The sequence below is a fragment of the Parageobacillus sp. NEAU-HV-2 genome, assembly GCF_059115485.1.
Map to the genome: position 1 here is coordinate 21,633 of NZ_JBXUJJ010000005.1, position 14,860 is coordinate 36,492.

At 41.1% G+C, this 14,860-nt stretch carries 12 protein-coding genes; 9 read left to right on the forward strand and 3 right to left on the reverse strand.

The window, feature by feature from the left end; genetic code table 11:
- The first annotated feature begins 17 nt into the window (after positions 1 to 17).
- The 9 genes from AC1WMD_RS09710 (at position 18) to AC1WMD_RS09750 (ending at position 10,305) form a co-directional block, all read left to right on the forward strand.
- Positions 18 to 1,331 (forward strand): nucleotide sugar dehydrogenase, encoded by a 1,314-nt coding sequence (locus tag AC1WMD_RS09710; RefSeq protein WP_494256986.1) that lies wholly within the window; start codon positions 18 to 20, stop codon positions 1,329 to 1,331.
- 16 nt (positions 1,332 to 1,347) lie between these two features.
- Positions 1,348 to 2,079 carry an N-acetyltransferase gene (locus AC1WMD_RS09715; protein WP_494256988.1) on the forward strand — a complete coding sequence of 244 codons (732 nt, stop codon included), beginning with the start codon at positions 1,348 to 1,350 and terminating at the stop codon, positions 2,077 to 2,079.
- Positions 2,080 to 3,522 carry a lipopolysaccharide biosynthesis protein gene (locus tag AC1WMD_RS09720; protein WP_494256990.1) on the forward strand — a complete coding sequence of 481 codons (1,443 nt, stop codon included), beginning with the start codon at positions 2,080 to 2,082 and terminating at the stop codon, positions 3,520 to 3,522. It abuts the gene before it with no gap.
- 61 nt (positions 3,523 to 3,583) lie between these two features.
- Complete coding sequence (gene wecB / locus AC1WMD_RS09725) at positions 3,584 to 4,642, forward strand: non-hydrolyzing UDP-N-acetylglucosamine 2-epimerase (protein ID WP_494256992.1); 1,059 nt, start codon at positions 3,584 to 3,586, stop codon at positions 4,640 to 4,642.
- A 12-nt stretch (positions 4,643 to 4,654) separates the two neighbouring features.
- Positions 4,655 to 6,031, forward strand: a complete 1,377-nt coding sequence (locus AC1WMD_RS09730; protein WP_494256994.1) for an O-antigen polymerase — start codon at positions 4,655 to 4,657, stop codon at positions 6,029 to 6,031.
- A 10-nt stretch (positions 6,032 to 6,041) separates the two neighbouring features.
- Complete coding sequence (locus AC1WMD_RS09735) at positions 6,042 to 7,154, forward strand: glycosyltransferase (RefSeq protein ID WP_494256996.1); 1,113 nt, start codon at positions 6,042 to 6,044, stop codon at positions 7,152 to 7,154.
- A complete protein-coding gene (locus AC1WMD_RS09740; protein ID WP_494256998.1) occupies positions 7,151 to 8,221 on the forward strand; it encodes a glycosyltransferase in 1,071 nt (356 codons plus the stop codon). Before AC1WMD_RS09735 ends, AC1WMD_RS09740 begins: the two co-directional genes overlap by 4 nt.
- Positions 8,222 to 8,224: 3 nt before the next feature.
- A complete protein-coding gene (gene galU, locus AC1WMD_RS09745; RefSeq protein WP_494257000.1) occupies positions 8,225 to 9,091 on the forward strand; it encodes a UTP--glucose-1-phosphate uridylyltransferase GalU in 867 nt (288 codons plus the stop codon).
- Positions 9,088 to 10,305, forward strand: a complete 1,218-nt coding sequence (locus tag AC1WMD_RS09750) for a glycosyltransferase family 4 protein (RefSeq protein ID WP_494257002.1) — start codon at positions 9,088 to 9,090, stop codon at positions 10,303 to 10,305. The genes galU and AC1WMD_RS09750 overlap by 4 nt, the downstream gene beginning before the upstream one ends.
- 113 nt (positions 10,306 to 10,418) lie before the next feature.
- Here the strand turns inward: AC1WMD_RS09750 and AC1WMD_RS09755 are convergent, their stop codons facing one another.
- From AC1WMD_RS09755 to AC1WMD_RS09765, 3 genes are all read right to left on the reverse strand, one after another.
- Positions 10,419 to 11,744: a SpoIID/LytB domain-containing protein gene (locus AC1WMD_RS09755; RefSeq protein WP_494257004.1), complete on the reverse strand. Its 1,326-nt coding sequence runs from the start codon at positions 11,742 to 11,744 to the stop codon at positions 10,419 to 10,421.
- Between the two features lie 3 nt (positions 11,745 to 11,747).
- Positions 11,748 to 12,422 (reverse strand): SH3 domain-containing protein, encoded by a 675-nt coding sequence (locus AC1WMD_RS09760; protein ID WP_494257203.1) that lies wholly within the window; start codon positions 12,420 to 12,422, stop codon positions 11,748 to 11,750.
- A 90-nt stretch (positions 12,423 to 12,512) separates the two neighbouring features.
- Positions 12,513 to 14,756, reverse strand: coding sequence for an N-acetylmuramoyl-L-alanine amidase family protein (locus tag AC1WMD_RS09765; RefSeq protein WP_494257006.1), 2,244 nt, complete (start codon positions 14,754 to 14,756; stop codon positions 12,513 to 12,515).
- Between the last annotated feature and the right edge of the window lie 104 nt (positions 14,757 to 14,860).

Below are 14,860 nucleotides of genomic sequence, written 5' to 3' on the forward strand. Positions count from 1 at the left end.
GGAAGGAGACATCAACGATGAACTTTTATGAAAGTTTATTAGCGAAAATCGAAAATAAAGAAGCGGTTATTGGTGTCGTAGGGTTAGGATATGTTGGCTTGCCTCTTGCGGTGGAAAAAGCAAAAGCTGGCTTTAAAGTGATCGGTTTTGATATTCAACAAAGTCGCGTCGATCAAGTAAATAGCGGAATTAACTATATTGGTGACGTCGTAGATGAAGACCTTCATGAAATGGTGAAAAAAGGTTATTTACAAGCGACGACAGATTATGCGCGCATTGCGGAAGTCGATGCAGTGGCAATTGCCGTTCCAACGCCATTAGATGAGCATCATCAGCCAGATACATCTTATGTAGAGAACTCTGCAAACGAAATTGCCAAATATGCGCACGAAGGAATGTTAGTTGTTCTTGAATCAACGACTTACCCTGGCACAACAGAAGAAATCGTGAAACCAGCGCTTGAGAAAAAAGGTCTAAAAGTAGGAGAAACCGTCTTTGTTGCGTATTCTCCAGAGCGTGTTGACCCTGGTAATAAAATATTTAAAACGAAAAACACACCAAAAGTGGTCGGCGGTGTGACAGAAAAATGTACGAAAGTGGCAGCGGCTCTTTATCGTTCTGTTCTCGAAGGCGATGTTCATGAAGTATCAAGCCCAGCTGTTGCGGAAATGGAGAAAATTTTTGAAAATACGTTCCGCCATATTAACATCGCATTGGCTAATGAAATGGCCATTTTGTGTGAACGAATGGGAATCGATGTTTGGGAAGTAATTGAGGCAGCGAAAACAAAACCATATGGATTTATGGCTTTCTATCCAGGCCCGGGATTAGGCGGCCACTGCATTCCTATTGACCCATTTTATTTGACTTGGAAAGCCCGTGAGTATAACTATCATACCCGTTTAATCGAGCTCGCAGGGGAAATTAATAATGCGATGCCAGAGTATGTAGTGAATCGGACGATGCTCATTCTCAACGAAGAAGGAAAAGCGCTCCGCGGCTCTAAAGTGACGGTGTTAGGGGTAGCATATAAAAAAGATATCGATGATGTGCGCGAATCCCCTGTTTTGAAAATTGTAGAATTGCTAGAGCAATACGGTGCTCAATTTACCGTAGTCGATCCATATGTTCCTTCGTTCCGCGCTTGCAACCGTGTGATCGAAACGGTGGAACTGACGCCGGAGCTACTGCAGCAATCGGACATTGTGCTTATTACAACGGATCATTCTAATTTCGATTATGAAATGATTGCGCAAAACAGCCCGGTTATTTTCGATACACGCAACGCCATGAAAGATGTTCACAAGCCGAATAAATATGTAAAATTGTGATGAAGGAGAAGGAAACATGAATTTTATTGATCCGTCTGCCGTGTTAGGCGAAAACGTCGAAATTGGTTATTTTACCGTGATCGAAAAAAACGTAAAAATCGGCAATGATGTAAAAATCGGCAACCGCGTAACGATTCATGAAGGGACCATCATCGGTGATGGCACGACCATCGCCGATGGTGCTGTGCTTGGTAAACCGCCAAAACCGGCGAAAACAAGTACGGTGAAGCTTTCAGATGACATTCCTGCCCTTGTGATTGGTGAAGATTGTACCATTGGCGCGAATGCGGTCATTTACCGCGGTGCAACCATTGGGGCAAACACGTTAGTTGCAGACCTTGCAAGCGTGCGGGAAAACGTAAAAATCGGTAATTACGTCATCGTTGGACGTGGCGTTTGCATTGAAAACCATGTCGAAATTGGCGACCGCACAAAAATTCAATCCAACTCTTACATTACAGCATATTCGACATTGGAAGACCATGTCTTTATTGCGCCTTGCGTGACAACGACGAATGATAACTATATGGGACGTACGGAAGAACGTTTCTCGAAAATTAAAGGTGCGACGATTAAGCGGGGAGCCCGCGTCGGAGGCGGAGTTATCATTCTGCCTGGAATTACAATCGCCGAGGAGACATTTGTGGCAGCAGGAGCGCTCGTAACGAAAGATACAGAGCCGAAAACGGTTGTGAAAGGCTTCCCGGCGAGATTCAGCAAAATGGTAGATGAACGGGAGTTGTTATAATTGTTTTCGCAATTAAAGCGTTTAGGAGCGGATTCGCTCCTTTACGCGTTTATGAACGTGGGAACAAAACTTATCGCGTTTATTATGTTGCCGGTATACACGAGCTTTTTATCGAGAGCCCAATATGGGATTGTCGATATTTTAGATCGATGGACATCGATGTTGACTTTCCTTGTTATTTTTGGCACAGATTCGGCGCTATCGTTTTATTACTACGACACAAAGGATGAGAATAAGCGCCTTGTGTATGTACGAAATGTCATGTATTTCCGGCTTTTTGTCGTTTTTTTGCTATTTGTGCTTGTCCTGTTAGCCGGGCCATGGATTGCCAAAGCGCTACTAGAAAATCCTCATTATGTTGATTTATTGTATATTAATTTATTTACGCTGCTTTTGGATACCATTTTTGTTGTTGTGACGACCGTCATGCGATTTGAATTTCAAACAAAAAAAGTTGTTTTATTTACGCTGATAAAAATGCTTCTCGTTGCGGTTCTTTCCTATGCAGCGTTGAAATTTTTTGAACCGACTCCGAAAGGGTTGTTTCTCGGTAGATTAATAAGCAGCGGCATTATTTTCTTTTTTATGTTGTATATTACGGGAAAGTATTTAAAGTTTCATGTGAGACGGGACGTCCTTAAAGAACTGCTCGCTTACGCCGCTCCATTGGCGCCAACCTCTTTAGCGTTTTGGGTAATTGCCAATTCGAGTACATTTTTTATTCAAAAGTTCGCCTCCCTTGAGGAAGTGGGGGTATTTGGGGTAGCATTGCGCTTAGCAATGATGATTACGTTGATTACAAGCGGCGTACAAATGGCTTGGCGTCCTTATTCTATGTCAATGAAAGATAAAGAAAACAGCCCATGGCTGTTTGCAAAAATTTATATGGCTTTATTGCTGTTGGGGCTTTTCGGAATTATAGCGGTTGCAACGGTTAGTCCATGGATTATGAAAACGTTTTTTGCTCCAGAGTATTACGAAGCATATCCTTATGTTTCATTTCTTTCGTGTGTCACGTTTTTAAATTTTTATTATCTAATTATTTCTGCCGGTCTCTTTTTTACAAAGCAGACGGCGTACATTACCCGTGTGTTTATGATCGCGGCGTTCCTCAATATTGTTTTAAATTTGACACTCGTTCCTTTTTGGATTGGATGGGGAGCGGTTGTCGCAAATATTTTTACTTACGCTTTTGCGATATGGTTTATTTTCCGAAAAAGCCAAAAAGTTTATTATGTGCCAGTTTCATTTGGGAAAATGTCCTTTTTATTTGTAAACGCGCTGATTAGCCTAGTGGCTATTGTGTATATTCAAGAAACGAAAATACATGACGGATGGGTTATACTTGGATGGATCTACTTTCTGCTCATAGTGCTGATTAGCCGCGTAGATGCGGATTTTCGCGCTAAGCCGTCACATTTTCACGGGGGTACCGCCGAATAAACACGGGTAATCACCGAAAAAGATAATATCAATGGGAACCGATTTTTTAGGAGGTGTTACGATGAAAATTGTTACCGTTTTAGGTGCAAGACCGCAATTTATTAAAGCAGCGCCTGTTTCTCGTGTGCTGCGTCAAAGACATACAGAATTAATTATCCATACTGGGCAACATTATGACGCGAATATGTCTGATATTTTCTTTGAAGAGTTAAACATTCCAAAACCTGATTATCATTTAGGTGTTGGTTCTGGTACTCATGGAAAGCAGACCGGGGAAATGTTAATCAAGATAGAGGAAATCGTGTTGCGTGAGAAGCCTGATTATGTATTAGTGTACGGAGATACTAATTCCACTCTTGCCGGCGCGCTCGTAGCTGCGAAATTGCACATTCCTGTTATTCATGTTGAAGCGGGATTGCGCAGTTTTAACAAAAAAATGCCGGAAGAAATTAACCGAATTATGACAGACCATGTATCAGAATTTTTATTTTGTCCGACGGATACCGCGGTAGAAAATCTGAAAAAAGAAAACATTACGCGAAACGTGATCAATGTTGGGGATGTCATGTACGATGCGGTACTATATAATCAAGGATTGGCACAACAAAAATCGACAATTCTTGCCGATTTAGGGCTGCAGTCGAAACAATATCATTTAATTACGATTCACCGTGCAGAAAATACTGATGATATCAATAATATGAAAAATATATTAGAGGCGTTTGCGCAAATCGATGAAATGAAAGTGTGGCCGATTCATCCACGGACAAAACATAAACTGGCAGAATACGGATTGGATGCAGCATCCATTCCTAACCTGAAGATCATTGAGCCTGTCGGTTATTTAGATATGTTAACGCTAGAAAGCAATGCCAAAAAAATTATTACTGATTCCGGCGGTGTGCAAAAAGAGGCCTATTTTATGAAAGTGCCTTGCGTAACTGTCCGTGAACAAACGGAATGGGTAGAAACATTAGAATCGGAAGCGAATATTTTGGTTGGCACGGATGTAGAGAAGATTGTGGAAGCGGTAAAAAAAGTGGTGAACCCTGTGTATGCCAATATATTTGGTGATGGAAAAGCGGCAGAAAAAATTGCTGCGGCGATTGAACAAGTGTAAGGGTGCGATTCTATGCTTTATGTGCTCTTTTGGATGATCGTATTATGTATATCGACTTTACTGTTTCGTTATGTGGCAGGAACACTTTCTTTTACGAAGCCGAACCTTGTCTCCATTGTCTATTACTATTCACTGTTAGTTTCTAGTTTTATCGGTGCGTTGTTCATTGCATTAGGTATAGACGACTATTATATGACGAGGAAACTTTTTCGCCCTGATGAATACCGCATGATTGGATTTGTTGTTATTTGTTTTGTCATGGTGTTTCTGCCGCTATCGATGCTCTTTGTTTCGAAACTGTGCGGGTTTGAGGCGAAGCGAGAATTTAATGATTATTTAAAAAAACCAATTGAGAATATGGCTGCCAATCGCAACGAAATATTTTATTTGTTTTCTACCTTATCAGCGATTAGTTTCTTAGCTATTATTTATATGGTTTGGAAGACGCCTGATATTCCGATTTTTGAGTTGTTAAAAGGTACGGACGAAAGTTTGGCGGAGTTACGCGTGGAAGCATCGCGTCATTTTCATGGAAACGTATTGTTTCGAAATGTTTTTGCTCTCACTCTTACTCCTGTTTTATCGATTATTGTTTATCTTTTTGCTGTGTTGACCAATGAACTTAGATGGAAGCTGCTTTTTGTGTTTCTGTTTGCCGGCGCCGTGTTTGTTAATGTATATGATTTAGCTAAATCTCCGATCTTTTTCTACTTTATTATGTTTTTCCTCGTTCGTATATATATTGGGAAAATGAGATTTTCTCCTGTAAAATTAGCAGTATACGGAATCATTGGCGGCGCTGTTCTTGTCGGGATGTATGTTGTCATTCAAGGAGTCAATAATATTGAAACATTTTTATCCTACAATAAAGGACCGATTGGCAGATTAATCCTAGCACAAATCGCGCCAACATTTTTGCACTTGAATATATTTGGAGAAGCATTGCCGTTTCTTTATGGAAAAAGTTTACCTTCAGCCTTAACCGGATTGTTTGATATCGACAATGTTCGTTCCGCGCGAATGGTAATGGCTCACGTATTTCCAGAGCGGATTGAAGATGGAACAGGGGGAGTATTGAATACGCTCTTTGTCGCGGAAGCATACGCTAACTTTGGTTATTTAGGTATCATTATTGGCACCCTATACGTAGGAGCGGTAATTCAGCTTTTGTATATTCTCTTTCTCCGTCTGCCGAAAAATCCAATATTTCTTAGTCTGTTTGTTTACTTTTCGATCAACATCCCTCGAACAATTGTTGGAGGTTTTACCGATTTCTTATTCAATCCGATTTGGATATTGCTTATAACCCTGTTTGGGGGATTGGCACTGTTTATGCGTATAAAGGACGATATACGGTTAATGCTTACAAAAAAATTTAACAGTCGATGAGGGATTTAGAATGAAAAAGGTCCTTGTTTACTATCCTTTTCCGCTCGCGAAACAACCGAATAGCGGTTCTAAGTTAAGACCACACGAAATGTATAAAGCGTTTTGTGAATGGGGTGTCAAAGAGGAAATTGAAGTGATTCTTATTTCTGGTACGTCAGCAGAGCGGGAAAAGCAATTTTGTCAGCTTCAGAACGAAGGGAAGCTGACAAATCTTTTGTTCTGCTATATGGAAAACCAAACGATTCCTTTATGGTTGACCGACCCGGGACATAAACCGCAAAAACCGTTGATTGATTGGAAAGTATTACGGTATTTGAAGAAACATCATGTTCCCGTAGGTGTTTTTTATCGTGATGTGTATTGGAAGTTTGATGAGCTCTACCCGCTCAAAGGCTGGAAGAAAAAAATTATGCAAACTGTTTATCGGTGGGAAGAGCGGTTTTATGAAAAATATTGTGATGTCATTTTTTTACCTAGCATAGAGATGGGCAAGTACGTTTCCATCCGGCGTCCGATGACAGATTTGCCGCCGGGAGGAAAGCGAAAAACGATTCCACTCAAACAGCGCGATAACAACATTTCCAAAGCGATTTATGTTGGCGGCATTAACAATGATGACTACGGATTGTTTTTACTTCTTGACGCATTAGAAATAGTAAATCGGGAAAAACCGCTTGTTCATTTAACTGTCGTATGTCGTAAAAATGAATATGATGCTTTACCTGTTTCGAAAAAGGAACGCATCAAGCAATTGAAAGTTGAGGTAAAACATATTAGTGGAGAAAAATTAGATCGTTTGTATGCACAGATGGATTTTGCGTTTATTCCAAGAATTCGCAGCGAATATAATGATTTTTCCGTGCCTGTCAAACTTGTTGAATATTTGTCAAATGGACTGCCAATTGTGGCTACATCCTGTTTGGCGCAAAAGCGTTTTATTGAAGCGGATGGGTACGGTATTATTTGTGATGATAATAAACATTCCATGGCGGAGGCCATTCAAACGATGATGAAATCGCTGGATAGCTACCGTGACAATATTGTACGAACGTTTGTAGCAAAGCATTCATGGGAGGCAAGAGTAGAAAAAGTGAAAAAGACGTTAATGGGGGAAGATGAATGAAAGTACTGCTGCTAGCCCCGAGCAAATCGATCCACACCCATAAATGGGCATTGTTTTATAAAGAAAATGGTATCGATGTCAAAGTGGTCACTTTTAAAGACCACTATTCGCCAGAAAACGCGAAAGAAGTCGAAACAATAGTGTTACCGAAATTGTTACCCGGGAAATTATCCTATATTTCGAGCATATTCGCGCTAAAAAGACTATTGACATCGTTTCAACCTGACATTTTACATGCTCATTATGTGTCGAGTTATGGGTTTGTCGGTGCTCTTTCCAATTATCATCCATTTTATGTTTCCGTATGGGGAAGAGATATTTATCAATTTCCGCAACAAAGCAATATAAATAAACGTATTGTCGAGCTTGCCTTAGAGCGAGCAGACATGATTTGTTCGACGAGCCATGTCATGGCGATTGAAACGAAAAAATATACGAACAAACATATTGAAGTAACTCCATTTGGCGTTGATTTAACAAAGTTTAAACCACTAAAAAAGCGCGAAAAAGACGTTGTCACAATCGGCACGGTCAAAGCGCTTTCGGACAAGTACGGTATCGCTGATTTGATCAAAGCATTTGCGATCGTTCATAAAGATTATCCAAATACGAATTTAGTCATTGTCGGTGACGGTCCACAGCGTCAAGAATACGAAGAATTGGCAGAAAGATTGGGGATTAGCGGTGTGACGACATTCACCGGACGTGTTCCGAATACAGATGTACCAACTTACATTAACGAAATGGACATTTTCGCTGTACCATCAACGGAAGATAGCGAAAGTTTTGGTGTGGCAGCGGTAGAGGCAATGGCTTGCGGCGTTCCGGTAGTCGTATCTGATGTAGGAGGATTGCCGGAAGTGGTGAGAGATGGAGTAACTGGATACGTGGTACCGAAAGAGAATCCAGAAAAGTTGGCAGAAGCGTTTGAAACACTTTTACGTGATTCACAGTTGCGCGTGAAAATGGGAGAAAACGGGGTTCTTCATGTGAAAGAACATTACGATTGGACTGAGAATGCAATGAGGATGCTTCGCTTATACAAGCAAACATTAAATGAGGTGTGAAGGATGATTAAAAAAGCAGTAATTCCAGCAGCGGGTCTTGGTACGCGTTTTTTACCAGCTACAAAAGCGCAGCCGAAAGAAATGTTGCCAATTGTTGACAAACCGACCATTCAATATATTATAGAAGAGGCTGTCCATTCAGGCATTGAGGATATCATTATTGTGACAGGGAGAAACAAACGAGCGATTGAAGACCATTTTGATAAATCAGTCGAGTTAGAATTGCTTTTGGAACGGACAGGAAAGCATGATATGCTGAAAATTGTTGAGTCGATTTCGAATTTAGTCGACATTCATTACGTTCGCCAAAAAGAACCACTTGGTCTTGGACATGCTGTTTTATGTGCGAAAAAGTTTATCGGAAATGAGCCGTTTGCTGTATTGCTAGGCGATGATATTATTGACAGCGATGTTCCAGCATTAAAACAGATGATGGAACAGTATGAACGCGTTCAGTCAAGCATTCTAGGGGTAAAAGAAGTGCCACGTTCCGAAGTGAATAAGTACGGAATTGTTGATTATAATGGACAAGACGGGGATTTATTCATGGTTAAAGGTCTTGTCGAAAAGCCATCGGTCGAAGAAGCACCGTCCACCCAGGCAATCATTGGCCGATATATTTTAACTCCAGCGATTTTTGATATGCTAGAGCAAGTGTCTCCCGATTCGAAAGGGGAAATCCAGTTAACGGATGCGATTGATCGATTATTGTCCAAGGAAAAAGTATATTCCTGCATTATTAAAGGGATGCGTTACGATGTGGGAGATAAGTTTGGATTTCTCCAAGCTTCCATCGATTTTGCGTTAAAGCGCCCGGATTTAAAAGAGAAGTTACAACAATACTTAAAGGAAAAGCTGGAGCAATTATGAGAATCATTTATTTGTGCCAGCACTTTCCACCTGAGACGGGCGCACCGCAAATTCGAGTATATGAAGTGAGCAAGGAATTGATCAAAAGAGGTCATCAAGTGGAAGTGTTGACGGCGTTTCCACATCATCCGAAAGGAGTCATTCCAGAAGAATACCGCGGAATGTTTTATTTATTTGAAGAATGGGACGGTATTCCTGTTCATCGCACATGGATTTATCCATCACCAAAAGGGAGTTTTTGGAAAAGATTGGCTTCTTACTTTTCTTTTACATTCAGCTCGTTTTATTCCCTTTTTAAATCGAAGCCGACAGATGTTATTATTTGCAACTCCCCGCCTTTGTTTTTGGGAATTACCGGCTATCTTGGGGCAAAGCTAAAAAGGGCAAAATTTGTATTTAATGTTGCCGATATTTGGCCGGAATCTGCGGTAGAGCTAGGAATATTAAAAAATAAAGCATTTATCCGGATGGCAAGATGGCTTGAGTTATTTTTATACAAAAAGTCATGGAAAATCGCAGCAGCGACAGAAGGCATTCGCGATTATATGATTGAACAAGGGAAAGCGCCGCGCGATGTCTTTTTATTGCCAAACGGGGTAAACACAGATGTATTTAAACCTTTGCCAAAAAATAAAGAGCTATTAAGGGAGTTAGGATTAGAAGACAAAGTGGTGTTTACTTATGCCGGAACGATGGGATATGCACAAGGATTGGACTCCGTTTTGCAGGCGGCCGCTTTAATTAAAGACGAATATCCAAACGCTCACTTTCTCTTTGTCGGCGATGGCCAGGAGCGGGAAAAATTAATCCAGTTAAAAGAAGAGCTGCGTCTTGATAATGTTACGTTTTACGGTTCCGTGCCTGTATCGAAAATGCCTGACATTTTTTCTATATCGGATTACAGTATTGTGTCGCTGCGTAATATTGATTTATTTAAAGGGGCGCGGCCATCCAAGATTTTCCCAGCTATCGCTACAGGAACGCCGGTTCTTTATTGTGGAGCCGGAGAGAGCGCTGAAATTTTGGAAACGTATTATTGTGGAAGAATTGCACCTCCAGAGCAACCAGAAGGAATTGCTGCCGTTATACGTGAGCTAATGCAAATTTCTGAAGAGGAATACCGTACTATGTCGGAAAACGGAAGGAAATTGGCGGTAGAGGAATATTCATGGAGCCGTATTGTAGACGATTTATTAAAACATCTTTCCGAATAAAAGATAAAAAAGAAACCAGCGTGTCCATGCCGGTCACACTGGTTTCTTTTTTTGCCGCTTCATCCGTACGAACTGTAAATGTTATAAAATAGAGCCAAGCATGCTTCCGTCTTTTAGTAAGAAACTTTTGCTCCTTTATAATAATGCTCAAGAATTTGTTTTGCTGTCCAGCCTTTCTCTGCAAATGCCTTCGCTCCATATTGGCTCATGCCGACACGGTGTCCCCAGCCTTTTCCCGTTACCGTAATGGAAGTGACTTTTGCCGGGTCAGAAGAAACCAAAGTGACCCCTGTGGCAGTCTGTACGTTTACGTCTTCCGATATCGTCACTGTGCCGTTGGCAGTCTGCACCGTTTGTCCTTTTAAAGAGGTAGCGGCTTTTTTTCCTTGCGATGTTTGTATATATAATTGCTTGCCTTCTTTATTTACTTGGATATCAAACCAACTAGATGGCAGTATTCCGTAATATGATCCGCTGCCAAGAGGAAACAGCTTGCGGATTTGCATTTCGTCTCCTTTGACTGTCTTTGCGCCTTCCGAAGTCTCAATCGTTACGGCGCCTACTTCCCCATTCGCCCCAGTTTTGGTGATGGACATGTTATATAAAGCGGCTGATGGATTAAGAATGCCGAACGACTGCAAAATCGTGCTAGGAGAAAAGGTAAAAGACCATCGGCTATGCGGCGATGATTCATATGGATCATCAACGCTGGCGAGATAAGGATGGGCACTTTGACTTGAATCCCATACATCGCCAACATTAGCTGTTCTCCCGCCGCTGGTAGAATGATAAATTGTCTCGATGATCTTGCCTTGATATTTGACATACAGTCCTTTCGTCGCTTCGACGGCTTGATTCGTTCTTTGGTTTTCACCGTCAAACCCTTTATACGTTTGGGTATTTGGTTTAGTAGTTAATTTGTCTCTATTTACATAAGCGTAGCTTCTAGCAGAAATCGCCTGTGCCTTTAATGCCTCCATTGGCCAGGAAGAAGGCATTTCGCTTGGAACGACACCTTTTAAGTAGTCTTCCATCCCTAAAATATTCACTACTTGAAGGGAGCTGTTTTGCGTGCTGATATCTAGTCCGCCGCGATAACGGGTTTTGTTAACCGTTACTAAGGATAGCGGCGCGGCCCCCTTTGCTTCCTGAATAATAAATCCAGTGCTAGAAAAATCAGATTTGGAATTGTATGTGACAGAAACTTTCGACGGATAATACTGGAAAGTTAATGTTGTTCCACTTGCCAATGGCGTAATTGTCGTTTTTTCTTTATTTAAAATTTGATAGTTTCCATTCACAGAAACTGTGACACTCGTCCCTTTGTATACTAGGACATTGACAGGGTTTTCATAGGTGATAATTTCCATAGCGTTTGAAGAAACGGGAAAAAACAAAAAGAAGATAACAGGAAATAAAAAGAAACATATTTTTTTCACGAATTATTTCACCTCACCGAACTTGGCGGGCATCCAGCCGCGCTGACCGTTTGCTAGTTGGACGTTATACCATACTTCCCCTTTGCTATTGGTAAATGGCTGTATATAGATCAGGCTTGTTCCGCGCTCTAAAGTTGCGATGATTGGATATGCGGTCGTAGCTCCTTTGTAAATATTTACTTTATCGGTAGTAATGACTTTTTTGGTGGTACTACCGCTGACAAGGGAGGTGGAAACATCGCCGGAATACACCCAGCCTTTTAAGGTAGAAGAAAGTTCAACACGATACCATAACCCTTGAGCAGACGTAAATACCTGAATGACTTTTAACGCGTCTCCAGCATTTTTATAGGCAATTACTTTATATTGCACCGATGCCCCACTGCGAATAGCGACATGATTTTTCTTAACATATACGGTGGACGGCGATGAGACAGCTGGGGGGTTATTGGCTAATTGTTGCTTTAGACTATCGATCTCTTTTTGCTGTTGCTCGACTTTCGCTTTTAAGGCATTGATGTCCGATCTAATAGGGGTTAGCTGTGATGTTACCCAGTCCACGCTGGCGAGAATGACTTCTTCGGACGCTTTCATCACTGATGGAGTGAAAAGAACCGAACCTGCAATCATTCCAGCAGTCAGTCCGATAGAGATGGCCCATTTTTTTGTTTTCATGATTTTTATTCCCTCCGTTTATTAAAATTAAAGAGAATAATAGCCATTGTTTGGTTTTAATAGCTATTATTCTCTTTTGGAAACCATAAATAATTAGAAATTGTTAAAGTACTCTTCCAACCCTTCCCGAATGCCTACCGCTGCTTTTTGCCGGAACGCTTTTGTTTTTAAAAGGGCTTCTTCATTTGGGTTAGATATATAAGCTAATTCTACAAGAATGCTAGGCAGTTCGTTTTTGCGGTTTACATAAAATTCCTGCTGTTTGTAGCCTCTATTGTATGTACCCAACTGTGCGACGAGATGCTTCTGTACAATTTTGGCCAGCTGCTCGCTTTTTGGTCCGTTAAAGTTGGTAGAAACATTATAGTAAGTTGTCGTTCCGCGGGATGTGCTGGAATACGAATCAGCATGAATACTGATGAACGCATCATAATCGGAGCTGTTTGCAATAAAGGTGCGTTCTGACAGTTCCAAAAATACGTCGGTGCTTCTCGTTAATTTCACAATGGCGCCTGCTCTTTCCAGCTCCTCTTTCAGCAACAGAGCAGTGTCAAGATTAACATCTTTTTCTCTCAAACCAGTCGGACCGATTGCCCCTGTGTCGTGAGCGCCATGTCCGGCGTCAATAATAATCTTTTTCCCTTTTAAGCCTCTTTCAATAACTTTAATGGACAGCCGATCAGTATAGTTGCGAATCGTAAATGTATACCCTGGGGCAAATGTAATAATTAATGAGTTGTTGATTCGTTCAATGGATTGAATGCCCTGAATAGAAAAAGATGGAATCTCTGCGTCCGAGAAAGAACCAGTAATTTTTAAACGATTTTCAGAAAGAATCGTATATGACACCGTGAAATTAGAAGTTTTCTTCCAAATTAAATAAGTATCTGTACCAACCATTTGCTTAGTCGGGCTTGCCAACCTGTTTAACGCGGTTGGAGAAGTGGCAGATTTCTCTACCCAGCCCCGTAATCCCGAGGACGTTTCGACATTGATCCATCCGTTATACTCGTAAAGATATACTAAACGTTCATTGGCGCTTAATGTTTTAATCGTTTTATAATTGTTGGATGCCCCGCGCCGTAATGGGGTACCTGAACTTTTAGCATATACGTATTTGAATGTAGTATTTACTTCATATTCTGGCATCCAGCCTGTTTTTCCTGACGGGGATACTACTTGTATCCAATTAAATGGCGAGCTTGAGGTCGTTTGTTTGACTGTAACTTGTTTATTTTTTGCAACTTTTTCAATCACCGCCGCGCTAAAAGACGGCTTTGAATATAACGCAGCGTTATTCGTTGTGACAGTTTTTTTCACTCCCGATGGTGCGGGTGTAGAACTATCCACTTTTTTAACGACAGTTGCATGAACCCAGCCAATTTGTTTATTTGGCAACGAAACTTTATACCATGTTGCTCCTGTTTTATCCGTAGTGCTGGCAATTCCTTGCAGCAGCACGCCCTTTTTTAGCTGCGTTAGCACTTTCGCGTTCAAGGAAGGTGCTTCGCGGACATTGGCAACAGAAACATTAATGACAAGCTGATAAGAAACTTTAGTTTCTTTTTGCGAAGAAGAGTCCGATAAAAAGTTTGGCGGAGAAACGGCAACTGTATTGGTTAATACCTTTTCCGGAACCCAGCCTTTTATTTTTCCGAGGTCCACACGATACCAAATTTCCTTCTCTTTCGTGACAAATATATCGATAACAGTCACCACTTGGCCGCTTTTTAATGTTGCTACCGTACTGTAATAGATGCTTGCGCCGCGGCGTACAGGAGAAGGCTGTGTCACTTTCATGGACGTAGGTAAAAATGCGGGAAGATGTTCGGCAATGTGCACCTGTTCGGCTTTTACCCATCCTTTGATTCCCGCTGTTTCTACTTGGAAGTATTTTTCATGAAGAGAGTTGGTGAACACATCGACAATTTTTACGATATCACCATTATTTAATGTTTTGACAAGATTGTAATTAGAAGAAGCACCTTTTCGCATCGCAACATTATTTTCGGATATAACCGCCTGTTTGCCGATGACGGCGTCTTTTTTCGCCGTAAAGTTTTCCGCTAATGACCATCCTGACATGCTTCCAAATTGAACACGATACCATACTTCGCCAAATGTGTTTTTAAATTCATCGATAACAGTAACTTCCTGTCCCGTTGGAATGGAACCTACAATGGAATAGGATTGAGTCGCTCCCCTTCTTAGCAAAGAATCTTTTTCCGCCACCATTTGCGTTGGATACGGATTGGCTGAAGCATTTTCCGCAGCCAATGAAACCGTGGGCCATAGGGAATAAGTTGCGAGAATAGTAGAAATGATGAGTTTTTTCACGAATGGTATCCCCCCGTGCTTTGGTATTTTCTATACTATAATAGCGAATTTTGTCGTAATTTCCAATACGAATAAAGTGCTATATACTTAGGAAAATAAAAAAG

What these genes read in the sequence shown, in the direction of transcription:
- AC1WMD_RS09710 (WP_494256986.1), top strand. Translation starts at nt 18, where the DNA reads ATGAACTTTTATGAAAGTTTATTAGCGAAAATCGAAAATAAAGAAGCG.
- AC1WMD_RS09715 (WP_494256988.1), top strand. Translation starts at nt 1,348, where the DNA reads ATGAATTTTATTGATCCGTCTGCCGTGTTAGGCGAAAACGTCGAAATT.
- wecB (WP_494256992.1), top strand. Translation starts at nt 3,584, where the DNA reads ATGAAAATTGTTACCGTTTTAGGTGCAAGACCGCAATTTATTAAAGCA.
- AC1WMD_RS09730 (WP_494256994.1), top strand. Translation starts at nt 4,655, where the DNA reads ATGCTTTATGTGCTCTTTTGGATGATCGTATTATGTATATCGACTTTA.
- AC1WMD_RS09735 (WP_494256996.1), top strand. Translation starts at nt 6,042, where the DNA reads ATGAAAAAGGTCCTTGTTTACTATCCTTTTCCGCTCGCGAAACAACCG.
- AC1WMD_RS09740 (WP_494256998.1), top strand. Translation starts at nt 7,151, where the DNA reads ATGAAAGTACTGCTGCTAGCCCCGAGCAAATCGATCCACACCCATAAA.
- galU (WP_494257000.1), top strand. Translation starts at nt 8,225, where the DNA reads ATGATTAAAAAAGCAGTAATTCCAGCAGCGGGTCTTGGTACGCGTTTT.
- AC1WMD_RS09750 (WP_494257002.1), top strand. Translation starts at nt 9,088, where the DNA reads ATGAGAATCATTTATTTGTGCCAGCACTTTCCACCTGAGACGGGCGCA.